This is a genomic window from Clostridium sp. MCC345, assembly GCF_018785345.1.
GTDB classification, from domain to species: domain Bacteria; phylum Bacillota; class Clostridia; order Lachnospirales; family Anaerotignaceae; genus Anaerotignum_A; species Anaerotignum_A faecicola.
In genome coordinates this window covers 81,153-104,817 of record NZ_WQPP01000060.1, presented here as the reverse complement: position 1 = coordinate 104,817, position 23,665 = coordinate 81,153, and the positions used below count along the sequence as shown (strand labels likewise).

General features: G+C 48.0%; 20 protein-coding genes and 1 pseudogene. 12 read left to right on the top strand and 9 right to left on the bottom strand.

Features of this window, described 5'->3' with window-relative positions:
• Positions 1-23: 23 nt before the first annotated feature.
• Positions 24-749, top strand: a pseudogene (locus GPK49_RS09975) (aspartate kinase); the annotation flags it as partial.
• Positions 750-874: 125 nt separating this feature from the next.
• On the opposite strand, the gene GPK49_RS09970 reads toward GPK49_RS09975, so the two are convergent.
• Positions 875-1,096 carry an alpha/beta-type small acid-soluble spore protein gene (locus tag GPK49_RS09970; protein WP_016407728.1) on the bottom strand — a complete coding sequence of 74 codons (222 nt, stop codon included), beginning with the start codon at positions 1,094-1,096 and terminating at the stop codon, positions 875-877.
• Positions 1,097-1,345: 249 nt separating this feature from the next.
• Here GPK49_RS09970 and GPK49_RS09965 point away from each other — a divergent pair, with 249 nt between their 5' ends.
• The 8 genes from GPK49_RS09965 (at position 1,346) to GPK49_RS09930 (ending at position 11,530) form a co-directional block, all read left to right on the top strand.
• Complete coding sequence (locus tag GPK49_RS09965; protein WP_215677652.1) at positions 1,346-2,794, top strand: aminoacyl-histidine dipeptidase; 1,449 nt, start codon at positions 1,346-1,348, stop codon at positions 2,792-2,794.
• 36 nt (positions 2,795-2,830) lie between these two features.
• Complete coding sequence (locus tag GPK49_RS09960; protein ID WP_215677650.1) at positions 2,831-3,985, top strand: AI-2E family transporter; 1,155 nt, start codon at positions 2,831-2,833, stop codon at positions 3,983-3,985.
• A 149-nt stretch (positions 3,986-4,134) separates the two neighbouring features.
• Positions 4,135-4,578 carry a SoxR reducing system RseC family protein gene (locus GPK49_RS09955; protein WP_016407731.1) on the top strand — a complete coding sequence of 148 codons (444 nt, stop codon included), beginning with the start codon at positions 4,135-4,137 and terminating at the stop codon, positions 4,576-4,578.
• A 280-nt stretch (positions 4,579-4,858) separates the two neighbouring features.
• Complete coding sequence (locus GPK49_RS09950; protein WP_215677648.1) at positions 4,859-5,218, top strand: C-GCAxxG-C-C family (seleno)protein; 360 nt, start codon at positions 4,859-4,861, stop codon at positions 5,216-5,218.
• Positions 5,219-5,383: 165 nt separating this feature from the next.
• Entirely contained in the window at positions 5,384-6,337 is a 954-nt protein-coding gene (gene fliB / locus GPK49_RS09945) for a flagellin lysine-N-methylase (protein ID WP_215677646.1), read from the top strand.
• A gap of 190 nt (positions 6,338-6,527) precedes the next feature.
• Entirely contained in the window at positions 6,528-7,859 is a 1,332-nt protein-coding gene (locus GPK49_RS09940) for a uracil-xanthine permease family protein (RefSeq protein WP_215677644.1), read from the top strand.
• Positions 7,860-7,958: 99 nt separating this feature from the next.
• Positions 7,959-9,794, top strand: a complete 1,836-nt coding sequence (locus GPK49_RS09935) for an NAD(P)-binding protein (RefSeq protein WP_215677643.1) — start codon at positions 7,959-7,961, stop codon at positions 9,792-9,794.
• Positions 9,788-11,530 carry a [FeFe] hydrogenase, group A gene (locus tag GPK49_RS09930; protein WP_215677641.1) on the top strand — a complete coding sequence of 581 codons (1,743 nt, stop codon included), beginning with the start codon at positions 9,788-9,790 and terminating at the stop codon, positions 11,528-11,530. Before GPK49_RS09935 ends, GPK49_RS09930 begins: the two co-directional genes overlap by 7 nt.
• 113 nt (positions 11,531-11,643) lie before the next feature.
• On the opposite strand, the gene GPK49_RS09925 is transcribed toward GPK49_RS09930, so the two are convergent.
• Genes GPK49_RS09925 through GPK49_RS09915 form a run of 3 tightly spaced genes read right to left on the bottom strand, consistent with a single transcriptional unit; the run spans position 11,644 to position 14,015 of the window.
• Positions 11,644-12,804 (bottom strand): acyltransferase family protein, encoded by a 1,161-nt coding sequence (locus GPK49_RS09925; protein ID WP_215677640.1) that lies wholly within the window; start codon positions 12,802-12,804, stop codon positions 11,644-11,646.
• A 17-nt stretch (positions 12,805-12,821) separates the two neighbouring features.
• Positions 12,822-13,625: a nitrilase-related carbon-nitrogen hydrolase gene (locus GPK49_RS09920; protein ID WP_215677638.1), complete on the bottom strand. Its 804-nt coding sequence runs from the start codon at positions 13,623-13,625 to the stop codon at positions 12,822-12,824.
• 54 nt (positions 13,626-13,679) lie between these two features.
• Positions 13,680-14,015 (bottom strand): arsenate reductase family protein, encoded by a 336-nt coding sequence (locus tag GPK49_RS09915; protein WP_016407739.1) that lies wholly within the window; start codon positions 14,013-14,015, stop codon positions 13,680-13,682.
• A 115-nt stretch (positions 14,016-14,130) separates the two neighbouring features.
• Between GPK49_RS09915 and GPK49_RS09910 the strand changes: the two genes are divergently transcribed.
• Together GPK49_RS09910 and GPK49_RS09905 are read left to right on the top strand one after the other, a co-directional pair.
• Entirely contained in the window at positions 14,131-14,886 is a 756-nt protein-coding gene (locus tag GPK49_RS09910; RefSeq protein ID WP_215677636.1) for an exodeoxyribonuclease III, read from the top strand.
• Positions 14,887-14,898: 12 nt separating this feature from the next.
• Positions 14,899-15,918, top strand: a complete 1,020-nt coding sequence (locus GPK49_RS09905; RefSeq protein WP_215677634.1) for a transglutaminase domain-containing protein — start codon at positions 14,899-14,901, stop codon at positions 15,916-15,918.
• 101 nt (positions 15,919-16,019) lie between these two features.
• On the opposite strand, the gene htpG is transcribed toward GPK49_RS09905, so the two are convergent.
• The 4 genes from htpG to GPK49_RS09885 form a co-directional block, all read right to left on the bottom strand.
• Positions 16,020-18,050 carry a molecular chaperone HtpG gene (gene htpG, locus GPK49_RS09900; protein WP_215677632.1) on the bottom strand — a complete coding sequence of 677 codons (2,031 nt, stop codon included), beginning with the start codon at positions 18,048-18,050 and terminating at the stop codon, positions 16,020-16,022.
• Between the two features lie 147 nt (positions 18,051-18,197).
• The gene (locus GPK49_RS09895; protein ID WP_215677630.1) at positions 18,198-18,668 is read right to left on the bottom strand and encodes a DUF5721 family protein; all 471 of its coding nucleotides are present in this window, start codon (positions 18,666-18,668) and stop codon (positions 18,198-18,200) included.
• A gap of 69 nt (positions 18,669-18,737) precedes the next feature.
• Positions 18,738-20,156 (bottom strand): FtsW/RodA/SpoVE family cell cycle protein, encoded by a 1,419-nt coding sequence (locus GPK49_RS09890; RefSeq protein ID WP_215677628.1) that lies wholly within the window; start codon positions 20,154-20,156, stop codon positions 18,738-18,740.
• Positions 20,143-20,490 carry a PadR family transcriptional regulator gene (locus tag GPK49_RS09885; RefSeq protein WP_016406793.1) on the bottom strand — a complete coding sequence of 116 codons (348 nt, stop codon included), beginning with the start codon at positions 20,488-20,490 and terminating at the stop codon, positions 20,143-20,145. The genes GPK49_RS09890 and GPK49_RS09885 overlap by 14 nt, the downstream gene beginning before the upstream one ends.
• Positions 20,491-20,719: 229 nt before the next feature.
• Here GPK49_RS09885 and GPK49_RS09880 point away from each other — a divergent pair, with 229 nt between their 5' ends.
• Positions 20,720-22,399, top strand: coding sequence for a glutamine--tRNA ligase/YqeY domain fusion protein (locus GPK49_RS09880; RefSeq protein WP_215677626.1), 1,680 nt, complete (start codon positions 20,720-20,722; stop codon positions 22,397-22,399).
• A 226-nt stretch (positions 22,400-22,625) separates the two neighbouring features.
• Here the strand turns inward: GPK49_RS09880 and GPK49_RS09875 are convergent, their stop codons facing one another.
• On the bottom strand, positions 22,626-23,543 hold the full coding sequence (locus GPK49_RS09875; RefSeq protein ID WP_215677624.1) for a DMT family transporter: 918 nt from the start codon (positions 23,541-23,543) through the stop codon (positions 22,626-22,628).
• Positions 23,544-23,665: the final 122 nt, after the last annotated feature.

Here is a 23,665-nt window from a genome sequence, read left to right as displayed (position 1 = left end):
GTTGATAGAAAGGGGAATCGGCTATGTTAATCGTAAAAAAATTCGGCGGCACCTCCGTAGCAAACAGAGAGCGTATTTTGCATGTGGCAAAAAGATGCAAAAAGGAATATGAAAAGGGCAACGATGTGGTTGTTGTGCTTTCTGCTATGGGCGATGTGACAGACCGGCTGATTGACAAGGCGAAGGAAATCAACGAAACCCCCTCCGAGAGAGAAATGGATATGCTCTTTACGATTGGTGAGCAGATGTCCGTTGCATTGATGGCAATGGCGTTGGAAGGTCTTGGCGTGCCTGCGGTTTCTCTTAATGCGTTTCAGGCGAAAATCCACACCACTTCTGTGCATGGGGATGCAAAAATTACCCATATCGAAACAGAACGAATTCGGGAGGAGCTGGCGCAGAAAAAAATTGTTATTGTGACAGGCTTTCAGGGCATTGATGAAAATGATGATTATACCACACTTGGCAGAGGCGGTTCTGATACAACGGCAGTTGCTTTGGCGGCGGCATTGCAGGCAGATGCCTGTGAAATTTATACAGATGTCGATGGTGTGTATACCGCTGACCCCAGAAAGGTACCGACAGCAAAAAAGCTGGACGAAATCTCCTATGATGATATGCTGCACATGGCGTTAAATGGCGCGCAGGTGCTGCACAGCCGTTGCGTAGAACTGGCAAAAAAATTTGAAATCCCCTTGGTGGTGCGCTCCAGCATGAATGAGAGAGAAGGAACAGTGGTCAGAGAAAAAACAGTTTGCCCTTGCAGATAAAAAGCCGATAGAATTTTATGTATGAAAAAAAGCCCTTTTGCAGAGAATATCCGCAAAGGGGCTTTTTGTGTCAGGCTTTCCAAATCAAGTCATTTCAGAAGAAATCAGCCCTGATTTTTTTCAGCCATCATCTGTTCCTGCTTTTCAATCATCTTTTTTACCATATAGCCGCCTACATAGCCATTCTGTGCAGATGTCAGGTCGCCGTTGTAGCCCTTTTTCAGGGGTACGCCGATTTCGTTTGCTACTTCAAATTTGAACTGCTCCATTGCCGCCCTTGCTTCTGGCACGTTGATTTTGTTGCTGTTTGTATTGTTGTTGCTCATGTTTATAACCTCCTTGTTGTTTGCTGATTTTTGTGTTTTGTATTGCTTGGTGTTGCAAGGTTAGTATGTGCGGCAGGCGGCGGTTTATGTTAGGAACATCCTGCCATGAAAATTGGCGAAAATCAGGAAGAAGCCGCAGAAAAAGGAAAACCCGTTTTTATGGATATTTTTTTGTCGAAAACGTGATTGACAGAAGGATTTTTGAGGCATATCATAGATAGGAATGACAATTTTAGGAGGAAAAGAAAAATGAATGTTTTAAGCCATCTGGGTTGCGATAAAGTTTTTGATTATTTTGAAAAAATCTGCGATATCCCCCATGGAAGCTTTCACGAAAAAGCTCTGAGTGATTATATTGTTTCTTTTGCAAAGGAAAGAGGGCTTTACTGCCGTCAGGATAATAAAATGAATGTTCTGATTAAAAAGGGCGGCACAGCAGGCTATGAAAGCTCTCCTGCATTGATTATGCAGGGGCATATTGATATGGTCTGTGATAAAAACGAGGATACAGAGCATGATTTTCTGACAGAGCCCCTTGAAATTTATATTGACGGGGACGATATTAAGGCGAGAGGGACAACTCTTGGTGCGGATAATGGCATTGCGGCGGCGTATATGTTGGCACTTCTGGATGCGGAGGATATCGCACATCCGCCACTGGAATGTATCTTTACCGTCGAGGAAGAAATCGGTATGGGCGGTGCAACAGATTTTGATGCCTTTGATTTGGAAGGCAAACGCTTTTTAAATATGGATACCGAGGAGGAAGGGCATCTGATGGTAAGCTGCTGCGGCGGCAGACGGATGCGTGTGTATCTGCCGATTGAAAAAGAGAAAAAGCAGGCAGGCACAACCCTTTCCGTTCATATTCGCGGCTTGAAGGGCGGTCATTCCGGTTCGGATATTCATTTGCAGCGGGCAAGTGCGAATGTGCTTCTGGGCAGATTTCTTTTTGAGCTGCGTGAAAGAGTAGATTTTGCACTGGTAAGCGCAAATGGCGGCAATATGGATAATGCCATCTGTCGGGAAGCAGAGGCGGTTGTTGTAGTTGCGCCGGAACAGGTGCAGACCGTAGCGGCTGTGATTGAGGAAGCAGAAGCTATGTTCCGAGAGGAATATAAAGACCGCGAAAGCGATATACTGATGACAGCGGAGCAGATGCCGGAAGCAGCCGAGGTGCTGACGACAGAAACGAGAGATTATGTAATTGCATTGCTGCGGCTTCTGCCCTATGGTGTACAGACAATGGATACCAATATGGATGGATTGGTGGAAACCTCCAGTAATATCGGGATTCTGAAAACAAATGAGGATCATATTTTCATTGATAATGCAGTGCGCGGCTCTATGGAAAGCAGAAAGGATGCTATCTGCAAAAAGATTGAGGTTCTGGGCAGTCTTTGCGGTGCAAAGGTGGTCGGCGTGCATGATTACCCCGGCTGGCAGTATAACCCCAATTCTGAGATGCTGCGCATCTTCAAGGAGGTCTGGGTGGAAAAATTCGGCGAGGAACCCAAGGTGGTTGCCATCCATGCAGGTCTGGAATGTGGGCTGTTTGCGAAAAAAATCCCCGGTCTGGATCTGATTTCTCTGGGACCCAATATGTACGATGTGCATACACCCGATGAAAGACTCAGTATTTCCTCTACCATCCGTATCTGGGAATATCTGAAGCTGGTTCTGGCAAGGCTGAAATAAGAAAATCAAAAAAATTCGTGCGAAAGAGGGCGGCGTATGCGGCTTCCGTGGAATAGAAAATACATGGAAATCGGTTTTCACGTCATTCTTACCGTTTTGCTTCTGGTGGGGATGATTGCACTGCTGTTGCGGCTCTCTGTGGCGAAAAATGTCATATTACAGACGGCGGGGACATTCCTCGCCGTTTTTGCGCCCGTTTTCTGGGCGTTTTTCTTTACACTGCTGCTTGAACCGCTGACTGCATTCTGGCAGAGGTTTTATGAAAAGCGGTGTACATTATATCACCGCAGCCGCATCCGAAACCGCAAGGCAGGCGCAACGCTGACATATCTTTCCATCGGGCTGATTCTCTTTCTGATAGGCGGTTTTCTGGCAAGGAAAATCGGACAAACGAATCTGTCTGCCCTGACGGAGCAGATTGGTGACTATATTCGGCAGGCAGGAGACATGCTTGTGCTTCTGAATTTGAAGCTGGCGGAAATGGGGATTCTCCGGAATGCGGAGTGGATTTTTTCTCGGTGGATAGAGCAGGCGACGCGTTGGATGCAGGAGAGGATGCTATGGCTGGCGGATGTGATTCCGAATATCGGCGGCAGTCTGCTGGACGTTCTGCTTGGGGCAGTGGTAGCGTTTTATCTCCTGATGGAGAAGGAAAAAATTCGTGGGATTGCGGGCGAATTGAGCAGGGTTCTTCTGGGAGAAAAAATCACGAAACACGCAAAAAATCTTTTTCATGAGGTGTATACGGTTTTTGCGGGCTACCTCAGTGGGCAGCTTCTGGATGCGTCTGTTATGGCGGTGTTGTTTTCGGCGGCGTTTACGATTGTCGGTCTGCCGCATGGAATTCTGATTGGTCTGGTTTCCGGCTTTTCTAATCTGATTCCGTATTTTGGGGCGGTGATGGCGTTTTTCCTGGCGGTGCTTGCAGGACTTTTCAGCGGCGTGCCCATGAAGGCGGTTTATGCGTCTGTGCTGATTCTGCTCTTACAGCAGGTGGACAGCATTTTCATTGTGCCGAAGGCAGTCGGGCAGAAATTGGAGCTGCATCCCGTTCTGGTTCTGCTTTCTCTGGCGGCTTTTGGGCGGATGTTTGGTTTCTGGGGGCTGGTGTTTGCGGTTCCCTTGGGTGCGCTTTGCAAAAATTTTGTGCTTTGGTGCTATCGCAGAAAAAAATCTGACATTTGTCAATAATTCCGTGGAAAACCACTTTTTTTTATGACGATTTTGTTGTATAATGCGATAAGGTTAGAAAAGTAATAAAATGAGTTTTGAGCATATACTGTGCCCTGCCTTCAGCAAAAGCGGGATGCAGGGAAAGAGATAGAAAGGTGGTTACGCGTATGAGAGGTATCGTACATGAAGTAAAAGGCGATCTGGCAATGGTAAAAATTCAGAGAAAAGAAGCCTGCGGGGAATGCAGAGCTTGCTTTTCCGGCATGATGAAAACGGAAATGGATATCGAAGCAAAAAATCTCTGCGATGCAGAGGAAGGCGATTGGGTGGAGCTGGAGCTGCAGGAAAACGCATTTTTTAATGCAGTAATCGTGATGTATGGACTGCCCTTTATCGGCTTTATCGTAGGCATTGTGCTGGGGTATTTTGGTGTGCCGAAGCTGATTCCGAATATTTCTCCTGTTTTGCCTTCTCTGGTTCTGGGCGTGCTGGGTATTGTTCTTGCAATGCTTTGGATTCACAGCCAGAATCACCGTTGGGAAAGCGGCAAATATCGCCCTCTGGCAACAAAGATTGTGGAGGAAGATGAGCCAGAAATGTGCGGCGCATAAACACGAGAAAAAGAGATGCTCTATTAGGTGTGTCCCAATAAGAAAACATGAAGAAAATGAAATAGCTGAAAGACTGCGGGTACAAGAAAGTTTCCCGCAGGCATCCTTTGACTTAGGCTGTCAAGGGGAACTGACGCAGTAGCCGTAGCTTTCAGCATTTCAGAATTTATGGTTTCTTATCTGGGCGCACCTTTCAGGGCATCTTTTTTTATGTCTTGTGGCTTTACAGTCACACTTTGTCCCGTTTTTCATAATATATAGAAAAAAGGGGGCGAGGGGAATGCTGAAGGAACGCATCCGCACAGATTGCGGCAACGGGGATAACTGCTCACAGGTGATTCTGCGCGCAGTGGCAGAGGAATATGGCATTTCCCTGTCGGAGGAGCTGTTCTGCGCCTGCCGCGGCATCCATGGCGGCTTTGGCATCAATGGGATGTGCAGTGGGATTGTTGCAGGGGTGATGGCGCTTGGGCTTTTGTGCGAGGAGGAGGAGGTGAAGCTGAAACGGATTCTGTTTCTTCTTCGGGTACAGAATCGATTCGGCAGTCTGGATTGCTGCACGCTTTCGGCTCTGGGCGCGGATTGCAGCGGCGTTTTGGAGGAAATCGGGGGAATTTTACAGGAGGTGATAGAAGAATAAAGGGCAGAAAGCAAAGTCAGCTTCTTCCTGGTTTCTTATTGGAACACATGCAAGGATAGTATTGCTTTTTATTCTTTACACAGAGGCGAAAGCCTATATTTTTTTGCAGATGCAATCGTATTTTTGAAGCTTCTGTGTTACAATGATTCTCACGGAGGGATTACCATGAAACTGATTGCACCTGAGTATTATACAAAATTTCACTGTATTGCCGATAAATGCAGGCACAGCTGCTGTGTCGGCTGGGAGATTGAGATAGATCCCGATAAGCTTGTGTATTATCGCAGTATTGAGGGAGAGTTTGGCGCTCGCCTGCAAAAGGGCATTGCGGAAGCGGATGATGCGGCGCAGTTTATCTTAGATGATGAGGAGCGCTGTCCCTTTCTGAACCGAACAGGCTTATGCGATATGATTACGGCCTTGGGGGAGGATGCGCTTTGCCAGATTTGCCGCGACCATCCCCGTTTTCGTAATTTTTACGCCGACCGAACGGAAATCGGCTTGGGGCTTTGCTGTGAAGCAGCAGGAGAACTGATTTTGTCGCAGCAGGAGAAGCTGACGCTTATCACACTTGAGGATGACGGCGCGGCAGATTTGCCGGATATTGCAGACGAATCCCTGCTTGCGTGGCGGGAGGAGCTCTTTGCTCTTGCGCAGGACAGAAGCAAGCCAATCGAACTGCGCGCCGCGGAAATTTTGCAGACGGCGGGGCGGACGCTTTCCCATCATTCGTGGGCAGAATGGGCGGAGATTTATCTGGAGTTGGAGCGTTTGGAGCCAAGCTGGACAGACCGCCTTCTGGAGCTGAAGGAAACCGATTTGACGGGGATTTCCCTGCCGGATGCGATGGTGTGGGAGCCTGCGTTGGAGCAGCTTCTGGTGTATTTTCTCTATCGGCAGATGCCCCTTGCGCTGGATGATGGAGAATATGAGGGAAGAGCCGCCTTTGCTGTGCTGAGTTTTGCCATGATTCGCAGGCTTTTATTGGTGCATTTTGCATTGCACGGCAGCGTTGTTTTGGCGGATTTGATTGAAATTGCAAGGCAATATTCCGCAGAAATCGAATATTCGGATGAAAATGTTGAAATTTTGTTATACAGAATACAGGAAGTATTGTAAAGAAAGTCGCCTTTTGGCGGCTTTTTTGCGTTCTCGATGTACAGATGTAGAGAATTGTCGGGTTTTGTTTGCAGGACGAGGACTTTTCATGCTATAATATTACCTATTATACTTTATTAAAGATGCGCTTTATTTTGTGATTTTGTAAAGTGATTCTCGAAACGGAAAAAGAGGAGGAAAGGAAAGAAAAATGAGTTCCAAAGACTGTAGCGTAAACAACATTTATCAATTAGAGGGCAGGGTGCCTTTGCTGAAAGCCATTCCCTTTGGCTTACAGCATATTCTGGCAATGTTCGTTGCCAATCTGACCCCGATTACTATTATTGCGGCGGCAGGAGGGCTTTCTCAGGCGGAGATTGCAGTGCTTCTGCAAAATGCAATGTTTATTGCCGGGATTGCAACGCTGATTCAGCTGTATCCCGTCTGGAAGGTCGGATCGGGTCTGCCAATCGTTATGGGGGTCAGCTTCACCTTTGTAACGGTTTTATGTACGGTTGCGTCTAATTATGGGTATCCCTCGGTTGTCGGGGCGGTGCTTGTCGGCGGTCTTTTTGAAGGCACACTGGGGCTTCTGGCAAAATATTGGAGAAAGCTGATTGCACCTGTGGTTGCGGCATCTGTTGTTATTGCAATCGGGATGTCCCTGTTTTCTGTTGGTGCAAGATCCTTTGGCGGCGGTTATGCAGAGGATTTTGGCTCTGCGCAGAATCTTCTGTTGGGGACAATTACGCTTGTGGTCTGTCTTGGCTGGAACTGCTTTGCAAAGGGTTATCTGAAGCAGCTTTCCGTTCTGGTGGGACTGCTTGTGGGCTATGTAGTGGCAATCCTTATGGGGAAGGTGGATTTGTCCGTTATTTTTGCAGGCGGCTTCGTCTCCCTGCCAAAGCTGATGCCCTATAAGCCGGAATTCCATGCGGGTGCGATTCTTTCTGTCTGTATTATTTTTCTGGTTTCCGCAGCGGAAACGATTGGGGATACCACAGCCATGGTTGCGACAGGGCTGAACAGAGAAATCGAGAGCAAGGAAATTTCCGGCTCTCTGGCGTGTGATGGCTATGCGTCCTCGTTGTCCTCTTTGGTTGGCTGCCCTCCTGTGACATCCTTTTCCCAGAACGTCGGGCTGCTGGCAATGACGAAGGTAGTCAATAAATTTACGATTATGACAGGTGCAGGCTGCATGATTCTGGCAGGGCTTCTGCCGCCTGTCGGGAACTTTTTCGCATCTCTGCCCGAATCTGTTCTGGGTGGCTGCACCATCATGATGTTTGGTACGATTATGACAAGTGGGATGCAGATGCTTGCAAAGGCAGGCTTTAATCAGAGAAACGTGACCATTGCCGCATTGTCTTTGGCAGTCGGCGTTGGCTTTACGGCTGCAAGCGAAATTGATTTGTGGCATATTTTCCCCGAAATTGTGCAGTCTGTATTTTCCGCAAACGTGGTAGCGGTGGCATTTGTAGTGTCTATCATTCTGAATCTGGTTTTGCCGAAAAATATGGATGTGGATAAAATTTCGGAATAAACAATCAAACAACAACATCGATGGAGGATGGAGCATCGGTGATAAAAAAGAGAAGGAATTTAGAGAACAAGAGGAAGAAGAAAGAAAAAGGAGGAGCTTATGAGTCGTTTATCTATTGAAACGCCAGGACGCGCCCAAAATGTCTTAGATGGTCTGCATCGGGATATGGAGCGCCGCATTGGTGCCAGTGCCTACGGACTGTGTCCGGTGGATATGTCTTTGAATTACCTGCGGCTGTGCCATGCGCAGACCTGTGGGAAATGTGTGCCCTGCCGCATTGGTCTGGGACAGTTGGAGGTGCTGATCGAGCAGGTGCTTGACCGTACCGCAACCATGGAAACCATTAACATAATTGAGCGTACCGCAAAGGTGATTGCCGATTCCGCAGGCTGTGCGATTGGCTATGAAGCGGCACACATGGTTTTGAAGGGGATTCGCGGCTTCCGCGAGGATTATGAGGAGCATGTGCAGCATGGACGCTGTATCTCTGTGCTGAGCTATCCCGTTCCCTGTGTTTCCGCCTGTCCTGCGCATGTGGATGTACCCGGCTATGTGGCGCTGGTGAATGAGGGCAGATATGAAGAAGCAGTGAAGCTGATTCGGAAGGACAACCCCTTCCCATCCGCCTGTGCGTATGTCTGCGAGCATCCCTGTGAAGCACACTGTCGCCGCGCGATGGTGGATGATGCTATCAATATCTGTGGTCTGAAACGCTTTGCAGTGGATCATGCAAAGGCAGAGCCTGCGAAAATCCTGTATGAGAAAACAGGCAAAACCGTCGGCATTATCGGCGGTGGCCCCGGCGGACTGACGGCGGCGTATTATCTGGCACAGATGGGGCATCAGGTAACTGTATATGAGCAGCGTCCTAAGCTGGGCGGTATGCTTCGCTATGGTATCCCCGATTATCGTCTGCCGCAGGAGGTTCTGGAGCGCGATATCGAGCATATTCTGACAACAGGCATTAACGTGATTACGGATGTTTCCATCGGCAGAGATGTGACAATGGAGGATATCCAGAAAAGCTATGATGCAGTTTATATTTCCATTGGCGCGCATAATGATAAAAAGATTGGCATTGAGGGCGAGGACGCAGAAAATGTTGTCAGTGCGGTTAGCCTGCTGCGCCGCATTGATGAAGGCAATGCGCCCGATTTCACGGGTAAGAGAATCTGCGTTATCGGCGGCGGCAATGTTTCTATGGATGCCACCAGAACGGCAAAACGTCTGGGAGCGGAAAGCGTCACCTGTGTATACCGTCGCCGTGTGGATGATATGACCGCGCTGGCGGAGGAAATCGAAGAAGCAATGGCAGAGGACTGTCAGATTTTACCCCTGCAGGCACCTGCACGCATCGAAAAGGATGCAGAGGGTAAGGTTGCAGCGCTGTGGACAGTTCCGCAGATTATCGGGCCTTACGGCAAGGATGGCAGACCCAAGCCCATTCCTGCGGATGTACCCGAATTCCGTATCGCATGTGATTATGTGATTGTTGCCATCGGGCAGGCGATAGACGCGCGTCCCTTTGAAGCCATCGGCATTAAGACCTTTAAGGGCATGATTCAGGCGGAGGATACCAGCTCTGTTGCGGATGTGGATAACGTATTCGCCGGCGGTGACGCGGTTTCCGGCCCTGCTACGGTCATTCGTGCCGTTGCGGCAGGGAAGGTTGCGGCAGCGAATATTGATGCCTACCTTGGCTTTGAGCATAAGATTAAGACGGACGTTGTGGTTCCTCCGGCGCATCTGACAAATGCACCTCCCTGTGGGCGTGTAAACTTGAAAAGCCACTGCACACCGGACTGCAAGGGCAACTTTGATCTGGTTGTGGAAGGCATGAGCAGAAAAGAGGCGGATCAGGAATCCGAACGCTGCCTGCGTTGTGATTACTTCGGCTTTGGCAGCTTCAGAGGAGGGAGGACAGGAGAATGGTAAGAATAACGATTGATGGACAGCTTGCGCAGGTGCCGGCAGGAACGACGATTATGGAGGCGGCGAAGGCGGTCAATGTAAAAATCCCTCATCTTTGCTACCTGAAGGGAATCAATGAAATTTCCGCCTGCCGTATCTGCTGTGTGGAAATTGAGGGCGAGCGCGCGATGGTTGCGGCCTGCAGTAACCCTGTAAAGGATGGCATGGTGGTGTATACGAATTCCCCTCGTGCCAGAATGACACGCCGCACAAATGTAGAACTGATTTTGTCTCAGCATGACTGCAAATGTGCGACCTGTGTACGCAGCGGCAACTGTCAGCTGCAGGAGGTTGCGAATGATCTGGGTATCCTTGAGCTTCCCTTTGAAACACAGCTGCAGAAGGGGCTGCGCAGTGCGTGGACAAAAACATTTCCGCTCTATCGGGATGTGAATAAATGTATCAAATGTATGCGCTGCATCCAGATTTGCGATAAGGTGCAGACGCTGAATATCTGGGATTTGGCAGGGACAGGCAGCCGCACAACGGTGGATGTTTCGGGCAACCGTGTCATCAAGGATTCCGATTGTGCGCTTTGCGGTCAGTGCATCACGCATTGCCCGACAGGCGGCTTAAGAGAAAGAGATGACACCGCAAAGGCAAGAGCGGCTCTGGCAGATAAAGAAAAAATTACGGTCGTACAGGTTGCGCCTGCGGTGCGTACCGCTTGGGGCGAGTATTTTGGGCTGAAACGGGAAGAAGCGACCATGGAGCGCATGGCAGGCGCACTGCACCGCCTTGGATTCGATTATGTATATGATACAAACTTTGCGGCAGACCTGACGATTATGGAGGAAGGCAATGAATTTCTGCATCGGCTGAAAAGCGGCGCATTGGTACGTTGGCCCATGTTCACAAGCTGCTGTCCCGGTTGGGTGCGTTTCCTGAAAGGGCAGTATCCTGAATTGACAAATCAGCTTTCTACGGCAAAATCTCCCCAGCAGATGTTCGGCGCGGTTGCGAAAACATGGCTGGCGAAGAAGCTGGATGTGGCACCCGAAAAAATCTGCTGTGTTTCCATCATGCCCTGCGTAGCGAAGAAAGCGGAAGCAGATTTGCCGACCATGCGTGCCGAAAGCGGTGCGGATGTGGATATCGTGCTGACAACAAGGGAGCTGGTGCGTATGATGCGTGCAGACCATCTGGACCCGCATTTCATCGAGGAGGAAGCACTGGATTCCCCTATGGGAACACATACCGGTGCAGGCGTGATCTTCGGTGCAACCGGCGGCGTTATGGAAGCGGCTCTGCGTACTGCGGCGTATGTGCTGACGGGCGAAAATCCGAATCCGGATGCCTTCAGTGAGGTGCGGACAGGCCCCGGACTGAGAGAGGCAACCTATACCGTTGCGGGAATTCCTGTGCGCTGTGCGGTTGTCAGTGGTCTGGGCAATGCGCGTAAGCTGATTGAACGGCTGAAGGAGGGCAAGGTGCAGTATGATTTTGTAGAGGTCATGGCTTGTCCCGGCGGCTGTGTCGGCGGCGGCGGTCAGCCTATCTCCGCAGAGGATGAGGAGCTTTACGGCGTGAGAGGGGAACGGCTTTATACCCTTGATGCGGAAAATCCGATGCGTTTCTCTCATGAAAATCCTGAGGTACAGGCATTGTATCATGAATATCTGGGCGAACCCTTGGGAGAGACAGCACACCATCTGCTGCATACGGATCATAAGGCATGGAATATGCCCATGCAGGAATAAACGAATAGAAAATACAAAGACTGCTGTACTTTATTGTACAGCAGTCTTTTTTGCGCTGAAATGCAAAAAAATGCTGAACAGAGAAAAATTTCTGTTCAGCAAAAGAATCAGATTTAGGAATATAGCCTGCGGACGGAAACCCGACTTAGCTTTTTGATGATATCCGCCCAGAAGGCTGTCCCGAACAGGAAGGTCAGCAGAAGGGAAACAACCATAATCTCCAGAACGGCAAGATAGCCATTTGCACTGAGCAGCTCATAAAAGCCGCCGTAAATGAGGAAATCCTTAAACAGGCGGTGCAGGATATAAATACCGATGGTATTTTTCCCGAATTGGCAGAGAAAGGTTTCCTTTTTCGGGCAAAGGATAAACAGACCAAAGAGCATCAGCACAACCGCCGCCATCCAGAGGATACAGATGAGCGGTGCAAAGGGAAACAGCTGACTTTTCAGCTGTGCATAGGGGGCAATCCCGAAGAAGAATACCCCCAGATATTTCTGTACCCCTCGTCCATAGGGAATCAGCACGCAGGCGGAAAGCAGCAGAACGGCAGGCAATGCTTTTCTGCATTTCGCATTGTTGATGACTGCCTGAAACTGCTCCTTCTTGATGTAATACCCCATGAGGAAGAAGGGCAGAAAGTGAATGGTGCGGGAAAGGCTTAAAAATTTCCCGACCGGCTCCTGATAATGGATGACTGCCGCCAGAAGGACTGCTCCAATGAGGACATATTTCGGTTTCATATTTTTTGTCACGTAAAGAAAAATATGCCACCAGATTAAAGAAAGCAGATACCACGGTGCTGCCCCAACTGTCAGCATATTGATTTTCAGAAGAGAGAAAATCAGAACGCCAAGAATAAATGCTTTTCGGAACAGCGCGGATTTACTGTACGCAAAAGAGAGCAGCCAAATGCCGCCGCAAAACAGCAGAACAATGAGAGTCCAGACGGCAGGGTGGTGTGCCGTTTCAAAATATGGTCGCTCAAAGATGAAATGTACCAGCTCGATGGCATCCTTGAACAGAAGATAGAGCCATGCGAAGGAGAGCAGCTTTTCCGCCTTATATTCCTTTGTGAGAAAGCCCTTTGCCAGATAGCCCGACATGAAGATAAACCCCGGCATGTGGAAAAAATAGATAAAGGTTCTCACGCCTGTGGCAAAGGCAGAATGGGTTTCCTGCAAATAGCCAAGCATGTGTCCCAGAACCACCAGAAAAATCAGAACACCCTTGATATTGTCGATATGAAAATCTCTTGCTGTCTGCTGCTTCATGATGAATGACTCCTGTTTCATTTCTGTTTGATGTTTTCTTCCCAAAGAGTATGATAAAGCGCAGGCTTTCTGTCCGCCTTGACGGGAAAGCTTTTGCGGTATGCGTCTGCCTCGTTCAGGTCGATATCCACAATCGTCAGCCCGTTGCCGCCCTCTACATGCGCCAGCACTTCGCCTGTCGGGGAAACTGCCATGCTGTCACCGATATAGGAAAGACCGCCGCCCTCGCCGCTGCGGTTCACACCGAGGATGAAGCACTGGTTTTCGATGGCGCGTGCCTTTAGGAGTGTCATCCAATGCTCTCTGCGTGCCGTGGGCCAGCTTGCGATAACGGGAATTACCTTTGCCTGCTCGGATACAATCTGAAAGATTTCGGGGAAACGTAAATCATAGCAGATTAACGGTGCAACAGGTACACCCTTTACCTCGCAAAGCTGCAGCGCATTACCGCCGGTATAATGCTTTGCCTCTGCGCCGAAGGAGAAGGGATGAATTTTTGCATAATCTGCAAGCTGATTCCCGTTCTCGTCCAGAATGATGCAGTGATTTGTGGCAACTCCGTTTTCATATACGGGCAGGCCATAGCAGATGGCAACATGGTTTTTCTTTGCTTCTTCGCGGAAAAACGCCATGGAGGGGCTGTTTTTTCTGTCCTCGCCGTAGGTTTCGGGGTTCAGCGTAAAGCCTGTCAGCGTCATTTCGGGGAAAATGACAAAATCCACCTGTTTTTCCTTTGCCTCTGCAAGCAGCCTGCTGCAAAGTGTCATGGTCTTTTCCTTTTCTTCAAAGCCCATATCAATCTGTCCCAATGCGATTCTCATAGGATTTTCCTCCTTTTATTCTTAAATGTTATTCTCAAATGCAAAACTGATTTTTTATTCCCAATCCTTCCAGATATCGGGGCAATAGCCCAGTGTAAACGCTTTACCGTTGCGTACAATCGGTGTGGCGAACAGCTCCGGATTTTCAAACAGCGTCTGCTCGCGCTTTGCCTCGTCGATATAATCCATGTAAAGCCTAGTGTATGCCTTTGCCTTGCGGTCAATCATATCCTCAACGGGAATACATTTTTTCGCTGCTTCAAAGACTGCCTTTGCCATGCCGAATTGGTGCAAATCAATATATTGATATTTTATTTTTCTCTCTTTAAAATAACGTTCCGCTTTTTTGGTATCAAAGCTTTTCTTGGAGCCGTAAATTTGGATATTCATGCGAAAACCATCCTTTCTTTGATACCTCATTTTATAATATTTTTTCCGTGGGGGCAAGACAATAGAGAATGATTCTGTTATACTTATGTTATTTTCAAGCGAAGGAGGCAGAAAAATGAGATTCATTTCATGGAATGTAAACGGCTTACGCGCCGCAGTAGGCAAAGGCTTTTCGGAATATTTCAAGGAAGCTGATGCGGATATATTTTCCTTGCAGGAAACAAAGCTACAGGCAGGGCAGATTGATTTAGAAACAGAGGGCTATCATCAATACTGGAATTATGCCGAAAAGAAGGGCTATTCCGGCGTAGCGGTGTTCACGAAGCAGGAGCCGCTTTCTGTTGCCTATGGTATTGGCGTGGAGGAGCATGACCACGAGGGGCGTGTGATTACGCTGGAATTTCCCGAATTTTACCATGTGACGGTATATACCCCCAATTCGCAGCAGGAAAACGCCCGTCTGGCATACCGCATGGAATGGGAGGATGCGTTCCGCGCGTATGTAAGCGGTCTGGATGCGAAAAAGCCTGTTGTTATCTGCGGGGATTTGAATGTAGCACATAATGAAATCGATCTGAAAAATCCCAAAACAAACCGCAGAAGTGCCGGCTTTACGGACGAGGAGCGCGGCAAATTCACGGAGCTTCTGGGTGCCGGCTTTGTGGATACCTTCCGCTATTTTTATCCGGAGCAGGAAGGCATTTATTCCTGGTGGAGCTATCGCTTTAAGGCAAGAGAGAAGAATGCAGGGTGGCGGATTGATTATTATGTGGTTTCCGCACGCTTGCAGGACAAGCTGATGGATGCGAAGATCCATACAGAGGTGCTTGGCTCTGACCATTGTCCTGTGGAACTGGAAATCAATCTGTAAAAGAGGAGAAATATGGAACCGTATTATTATCAAACCTTATCCAAGGCGGAGCAGAGCAGCTATCAGGCGATGCGGGCAGGACTGCAGGCGTTTGCGCCCTCCTTTCCTGTACCGCTTCTGGAAAACAGAGCGTTGACGGATGTTTTCATGAAGCTGCGTCTGGATTGTCCGCAGCTGTTTTATGCAGGGACATTTCAATATCGCTATTATCCCGATTCCAGAAATGCAGAATTGATTCCTGCGTATCTTTTTGAAAAGGGAAAGCTGAAGGAGCATCAGAAGGCGCTGCAGGCAAGGGTGGAAAAGCTGGTTCGCCCTGTGGCAAAGTGCGGCGATGAGGAAAAGCTACTGTATATCCACGATTTTATCTGCAAAAATGTACGCTACGATAAACTGAAAAAGCAATATTCCCATGAAATCATCGGCGTTCTGGGGCATGGCGTTGGCGTTTGTGAGGGCATTGCAAAGGCAGTCAAGATCCTCTGTGATGCACTGCAAATCCAGTGCATCATTGCCTTGGCGGAAAATAATCCCGAAAAGGGCGTGAAGTATCGCCATGCGTGGAACGTGGTGCGGCTGGATAAAAAATATTACCATCTGGACTGTACCTTTGATCTTTCCTTAGGGAATCCTGAGGAAATCCGCTATGATTATTTTCTGCTGAGTGATAAGCAGATTTTTCGCGATCATGAGAGACTGGTATGGCGTGTGCCTGCCTGTGAGGATGCAGACAGATTTTATTATAAGAAAAAGAAGCTCTCCTTCACGAAGACGGAGGAGGTGCAAAAGCGCGCGGCGCAGGCGGTGAAAAAGGGAAAACCACTGCTGTTTCATTGGCGCGGCGGCTATATGACAAGGGAAATCGTGCAGGAATTTCTGCGGATTTTCAAGGAAGAAGCGGCGAAGAAAGAAAAATTCGCGCAGGTTTCGCTGAATTGGGCGCAGGCGATTGTGAAGGTACGCTTTATCGAACAATTACCGACACAGGAATTGACCATGGAAGAAGCCAATGAAGGCGAAAAAGAGGAATAAATCAAGAAAAGAAAATCAAGAAAAGAAAAACCCGGGGACAAAAAGCATCCTCGGGTTTTTATATAATAAGGGGTAGTGAGTTATCAAGGGTTTTTGGAAATTTATGCTTCAAAGGCAGTCAGTTTTTCCAGAAGAAGATTGCTTCTGTCGATGAAGGCAGTCATTTCCTCGGAGGTCAGCGGACGATGGCTCATCAGTGCCAGATCATACAGCTGATGGCACAGAAGGGTTGCATCCTCCTTCTTTTCCTCCTTGCCTGCCATGGAAAGCAGTGCTTTTACCAGTTTATTATTTTTATTCAGCACCAGAGTTTCATCGGGCTTCATATTGGCAAACATTGCCTTAAATTCTTCGTTGTTGGCGTAAGCCTCCATCATTTCCATCATACGTCTGGATTCCTCGGAAAGCAGAATCATAGCGGAAACCTTTTCAGCCTTCAGCGCTTCCAGCTTTACATGCAGCTTTTCATTTGCAACCGCCGCGCGGAACAGCTCCTGCATCTGATTTGCTTCAAATTCGTCTGCCTGCTTTTTCGCTTCGGAAATTTCGGCATCCTCTTTTTCCTGCAAGGAATCAATATCCGCATCGACACGCTGTACTTTCAGCTTGATATCCTGATTTTTGTATTCCAAGAAGGAAACGAAGGGCTTATCCACAGGCGTATCCATGATGGCAGCCTCCAGACCCTGCTCCTTGAACAGGCGGATATACTGCGCCTGCTGATTGGTGTCGGTTGCAAAATAAATCACGTTTTCGTGCTTTTCCTTATTCTTTTCCAGATATTCGGCAACGGTTTCATAAACGCCGTCTGTTGTTTTCAGCAGCAGGATATCCTTTACCTTATCATACAGCTTTTCTTCCTTCATGCAGCCGTATTTGATGAAGATATTGATATCATCCCAGAAGCCCTCAAAGGCAGAACGGTCGGTTTTGAACAGCTGGTTCAGCTTGTCCGCAACCTTCTTGGTAATGTAGGCATTCATTTTTTCCACATAGCCGTCATTCTGCAATGCACTTCTGGAAACATTCAGAGGCATATCGGGGCAGTCCAAAATCCCCTTCAAGAGCAGCAGGAATTCGGGGACAACCTCTTTTACGTTATCCGCAATATAAACCTGATTGCAGTACAGCTTTACCTCGCCGTCCATCATGTCCATCTGCTCCACCAGCTTCGGGAAATAGAGAATCCCTTTCAGACGGAAGGGGTAATCCATATTCAGATGAATCCAGAACAGAGGGTCATTCAAATCATTGAATACCTGATGATAAAAGGCTTTGTAGTCCTCATCCGTACATTCGGAGGGCTTTCTCTGCCAGAGGGGGTTGGTGTCATTCAGCGGCTTGGGCTCCTCTGCCTTTGCTTCTTCTGCGGCATCCTGCTGCTCCTGCAATAAATCCATGGCACCTTCGGTGGTCAGCTTTGCGGCTTCCTCGGGGGAAACATGAACGGTGTTTTCTGCTTTCTTTGCGGCTGCCTTTTCCTCCTCTGTTTCTTCCTTCAGCACATCCACAAAGATGGGAACGGGCATGAAGGCGCAGTATTTTCTCATAGCGGCGTAAAGCGTTGCCTCATTCAGAAATTCCTCGCCGTCTGCGCCGATAAAGAGGGTGATGGTTGTGCCGCGTTCGGTTCTTTCACCGGCCTCCATTTCATAATCAATGCCGCCGTTGCAGCGCCATTTTGCAGGCTCTGCACCCTTCTGATAGGAAAGGGAATCAATCTCGACCGTATCGGCTACCATAAAAGCAGAATAGAACCCCAGACCGAAATGTCCGATAATCTCACTGCCTTCGTCCTCGGTTTTTCCTTCAAATTTGGAAAGGAAATCGGTTGCACCGGAGAATGCAATCTGGTTGATGTATTTCTTGATTTCATCTGCCGTCATGCCGATACCGTTATCAATAATCTGCAATGTTTTCTTGTCCTGATCCAGAACAACATGAATTTCGTATGCTTCCTCTGCGGGAATATCCGCTTCCCCCATCATGGAAAGCTTCTGCAGCTTTGTCACCGCATCACACGCATTGGATACCAGTTCACGAATGAAGATGTCCTTATCTGTATAGAGCCATTTTTTGATAATTGGCATAAAATTTTCACTGTTAATAGAAAGATTGCCTTTTTCCTGCATACTGCATACCTCCTAAAATTTTTTTACAGAGCCAATGTGTTTGGCTCTCATCACTCTATATTGTAGCACCTGAAACGGAAAAGTCAAGAAAAAATTAGCACTCAATAAAAATGAGTGCTAACAAATTCAGAGGAAAAAAGAAGGAGATTAACTCTCCTGCTTCCGGATGCCAATGGCGTTTTTTTTGAAAAACTTTAAAATATAGTCCTCCCAGAGCCGCTCGGAGGATTTATCCAGAGAAAAGGCTTCCTGTGAAATGGCGGTGGTGCAGAGGATGGTATGCTCCTTAAAGAGAATATTCAGAAATGCCGCCTTGGTATTGGGGAGATTGGCAAGCTTTTCCTCCGCAAGGGAGAACACAAGCTTGATGCTTTTCGGCAGCTTATTCCCTTTGATTGCCTGAAATACAAAGGGACGCATTTCCTCCCAATGCACATAACGGGAAAGCCCTGCCTCCTGCTCCTCGGCAGTATAAAAATCCATATTGCGCTTGCCCTCAATGATAAAAGAAGCGAAGGTGGTCAGCTCCCCCTGACGGAACGAAAACGCATCAAAGGTATCCCCCTTCAAAAGCAGATTCATAAATGATTTTGTATCATTGACGGTAAAAGCAAGCATAAAAAATCCTCCCAAAACAATTCTGTCCTTCTATTTTACATGCTTTGAGAGGATTTTTCAATTTGTTTCTCATTTAAAAGAGATGGTCAGCTTTCCGTCAGCCCATTGAATAAACTTGGAATCCGAAAAAATCGGATGCGGAGCAGTGTCCCGATAAACCTCACCCGTGCGGAATACAGAAAGCAGTACGCCTGCCAATGCCATATTGATGTGCAAAGCCGTTGCCCCATAGGAAAGGAAGGGCAGGGCAATCGGTGCGATGAGCCATATACCCAGATTTGCCGGAATATAAAGCAGGATTTCCGCTGTGAAGGTGCAGAGAATCGTCAGAGAAACCATCTGCCCGAAAATGCTTTTCTGTTTCAGCGCTTTGCGGAAGCCAAGCCCGAGAAAGACTGCCAACAGCAGAACCACAATGCCCGAGGCAACCCAGCCATAATGATAGGTCAGATAGGCCAGAAGATAATCGGAGCGAAGCATAGAGGCATCTGTCAGCAGATAGGCTTGTGTTTCCGAAAGGGCTGCACCTTCGCCCAGAAGAACGCAGTGGGAAAGGATGGTTTTCAACTGTGTCGAAAGGTAGCCGCTGCCCATAGGGTCACCGGAAGGGACGAAAATCGTATACAGGCGTTCCCAGCCATACCGATACCGAAACGGTGCATAAAACATCAGCAGGACAATCAGGCAGACCACCGCTAACAGAAAAAGCAACAGCAGAATTGTCTGATTTTTCTTGCCGAACCATTCCTTTTTTGCGGCAATGAGCATGAGAATCCCTGCGGAGAACACAAATGTCACAACGCCGCTGAAGGTGTGACAGTATGACAGAAACAGGCAGAAAACCACCGCCAGAACGCCGCTGATAAGATAGCCCCTTCTGCCCTGACTTCTGAGCCGATAAAACAGACCGCAGAAGGCAAGGGGAAACAGCAGAGAGAGTGCAAGCGGACTGAGGGCAAAGGAGCCGAGAGTGAACCATCTTTTTCCACAATAGGATACCCCGAACAGCTGTGCCGCAAGGTCAACCATCAATAAGCCGAGCGGCAGTACATAGGGATGCTTTCCGAAAAAGGAAAAATCCAGAAAATACATCCCGACAAACGTCGCTAAGCTAAGTGGCAGAAAGACGAAAAGCACCTGTGCGGAGTGCGTCGCTAACGCATCATTTCCTACGGGTATCGTTTTCAGCAGCAGCACCTGAATGATGCCTCCCAGCACAAACAGCAGCAGTACCAGCCCGATTATCCCCCATTGGGGCGCAGGCTTATGTGTCTGGTCTAACGCCGCACCGACGGATACAGGGTCACCCATCTGCAGCAGTGCCTTTTCTTCGGCAATGCTTTCGGAATCTCCTGCGGCAAGGTAGGCGTTTTTCTGGTCTGTCAGATGATCCTCAATTTCCTGTGCAACGGCAGGATGCGCCTTTTTCCAGCGAATCTGCTCACAGACCTTTTCGGCATAACGATGAAACGCATCAGAAACATTCACAGCAAAGACCTCCTTCCAGAATTTTGCTGACGGCGGAGGAATATTCCTTCCATTCGTCTGTTTTTTCCTGTAAAAATTTTTTTCCCTTTTGTGTCAGACGGTAATATTTGCGAACGCGTGCGGAATCCGCGTGTTCCTCATAGGATTCCAGAAGTCCCTTCTTTTCCAAGCCGTGCAAAAGGGGATAAAGCGTGCCTGCCTTCATCTGAAAGACGTTGTTGGAACGGCATGCCAGCTCCTCAATAATCTGATAGCCGTACATATCACGTCCGTCCAGAAGCTTAAGCACAAGAGTGGCAGAGCTGCCTGCCAGCAGGGTTTTATCCAGTGCCATGCGATGCACCTCCTTATATATCGAGTATCTATATATCTGCATTATATATCGATGGTCTATCTATGTCCAATCAGAAAAACGAATGGCATTTTATATATAGATAATCTATATATATACGCAAAAAAAGTTTACGCATTTCTTGCCATCAAAGTCTCAATGTATTATAATAAAATATCATACTGCATTTATGAAAAAATCTGAAAAGAATGAAAATACAGGAGGGCGACCAATGGCTGAAGAAAAAAACATAGAAAACAACAGCGGTCTGGGTGCAACGGGTAATTTTATCCACAGTTATATCCAGGAGGACTTAAAGGGAGAGCTGAATAAAATCCACACCAGATTTCCGCCCGAACCAAATGGCTACCTGCATATCGGTCATGCAAAATCCATCTGCCTGAACTTTGGCTTGGCAAATCTGTACGGCGGCAAATGCAACCTGCGTTTTGATGATACCAACCCCACAAAAGAGGATGTGGAGTATGTAGAATCCATTCAGGAGGATGTAAAATGGCTTGGCTTCGATTGGGAGGACAGACTTTTTTATGCGTCCAGCTATTTTGATAAATATTATGAGGTTGCGCTGAAGCTGATTAAGGAAGGCAAAGCTTTCGTGGATGAGCTTAGCGCAGAGGAAATGAGAGAATACCGCGGCACCCTTTCCACACCCGGGAAGGAAAGCCCTTATCGCAACAGAAGCGTGGAGGAAAATCTGGATTTGTTTGAAAGAATGAAGGCAGGCGAATTCCCCGACGGCTCTAAAACACTGCGTGCGAAGATTGATATGGCTTCTCCCAATATCAACATGAGAGACCCTGTGCTTTACCGTATCTCCCATTCTACCCACCATACCACAGGAGATAAATGGTGCATCTACCCGATGTATGACTTTGCACATCCCTTGGAGGATGCGATTGAGGGCATCACCCATTCTATCTGTACGATGGAATTTGAGGATCACAGACCTCTGTATGATTGGGTAGTCAGAGAGGCAGGCTATACCGAAAATCCGCCCAGACAGATTGAATTTGCCCGTCTGGGGATGACAAATACTGTGATGAGCAAAAGAAAGCTGCGTGCTTTGGTGGAAAACGGTCTGGTTGACGGCTGGGATGACCCCCGTATGCCGACCATCAGCGGTCTGCGCCGCCGTGGCTATACCCCTGCATCCATTCGTGATTTCTGTGAACGCATTGGTGTTTCTAAGGCAAACAGCATGGTAGACAGCGGCTTGCTGGATTACTGTATTCGTGATGATTTGAAGGCAAAGGCGAAGGTGGTTATGGCTGTGCTTGATCCCTTGAAGCTGGTTATCACCAATTATCCTGAGGATCAGGTGGAAATGATGGAGCTGGAAAACAACCCCGAAACACCTGAGCTGGGCAGCCGTTTGGCACCCTTCACCAGAGAGCTTTATATCGAAAGAGAGGACTTCATGGAAGAACCCGTGAAGAAGTTCTTCCGTCTGGCTCCGGGGAAGGAAGTGCGCCTGAAGGGGGCATATTTCGTAACCTGCACCGATTTTGTAAAGGATGAAAACGGCATTGTGACAGAGGTTCACTGCACCTACGACCCCGAAACCAGAAGCGGCAGCGGCTTTGAGGGCAGAAAGGTAAAGGGCACCCTGCATTGGGTAAGCGCAAAGGATAACGTACAGGCAACGGCAAGACTGTATGACTATATGATGCTAGATAACCCCGAAGACCCTAACGGCGAAATGATCATGAACCCCAATTCTCTGGAGGTAAAGGAATGCTTCATCGAGCCTTCCGTTAAGGATGCAAAGAAGGGCGATAGATTCCAGTTTATGAGAAACGGCTATTATATTGTGGATACAAAGGATACAACAGACGAACATCTGGTATTTAACCGCATTGTTCCGCTGAAAAGCTCCTTTAAGCTGAAATAAAGAACAGATAGAAAGAAGGTAAGTCTTTGGATTTGCCTTCCTTTTTTGTTGGCGCATTTATGCGTGGAAATAAACCCCCAGTTCTACTGGGGGAAGAAAAAAACTTTAGTATATAAAAACCTCCTTGTTGTAAAATAGCAGTGGTTTGGCGACCGCATTGCTATAAAAAACAAGGAGGCTTTTTGTCTATTGTCTACTTTTTACGGACCTGTTCATATTTTAATGCTTATGTATTTTCTTTTTCTTTTGGTGCAGGATTCACGAAGGAAAGCAGCAGCACCGCCGCAACGATGAAAACAAAACCGATATAATCAATAAATTCCAGATGTACCTTAAGCCACACAACGGAAACAACGGTAGATGCCAGCGGCTCTGCGGAGGCGTAAAGGCTGCTCTTGGTAGGCCCGATGTATTTTACGCCGTTGAGGAACATCAGATAGGGGATGGTTGTGCCGAAGATGACGATGAAAACCATTGCCAGCACGGTGGAGGTGTTCCAGTTGCCTGCGTAGTCCCACGAGGGATGCACAAAGTGCATCACGAAGCTCAGAACCAGTATCGACCACCCAATCAGGAGCATTGCATCATATTTTGCCAGAAGGCGCACAGGATAAACCGTATAAAACGCAAGCGCAAGGGAGGAAAGCGCCCCCCAGAATAATGCCTGCGGCGAAAGGCTCAGGCTTTTCAGATTGCCATGCGTTGCCAGAAGAATTGTCCCGACCAGACAGCCGAAAACGGCGATACATTCCAGCTTTGTCGGCAGTTTTTTCTCCCGAAATGCCAGATAGACCACAATCAGCACCGGCGCGGTATATTGCAGAACGGTTGCGGTTGCGGCATTGGAATGGGCAATGGCGGCAAAATAGCCATACTGCATGAAAAGCATGCCGCCCAGCGCAAAGATGATGATGCCGATTCTATCCTGCCTATCCATCCAGATGGAAAAAACACCGCCGTGCTTCACCTGATAAAACACCAGAAGCAGCAGCCCTGTCAACAGACAGCGCGCAGAAACGAGCCATTCCGGCGAAATGCCTGCCTGATTGAAAAGATATTGCCCAACGGCACCCGAAACGCCCCAAAGACAGGCACTCAGAATACAGAAAACAGACCCAATCCATACTTTGCTTTTGATTCTCATGCAATCACCCTATAAAAAATTACTACATTATATTTACCGGAAATTTCCACTTGAAATTGTATTTTTTCGGAAACTGATTTCATACTATCATGTTCATTTTTAAAAGTCAATGTTCCTAAAAT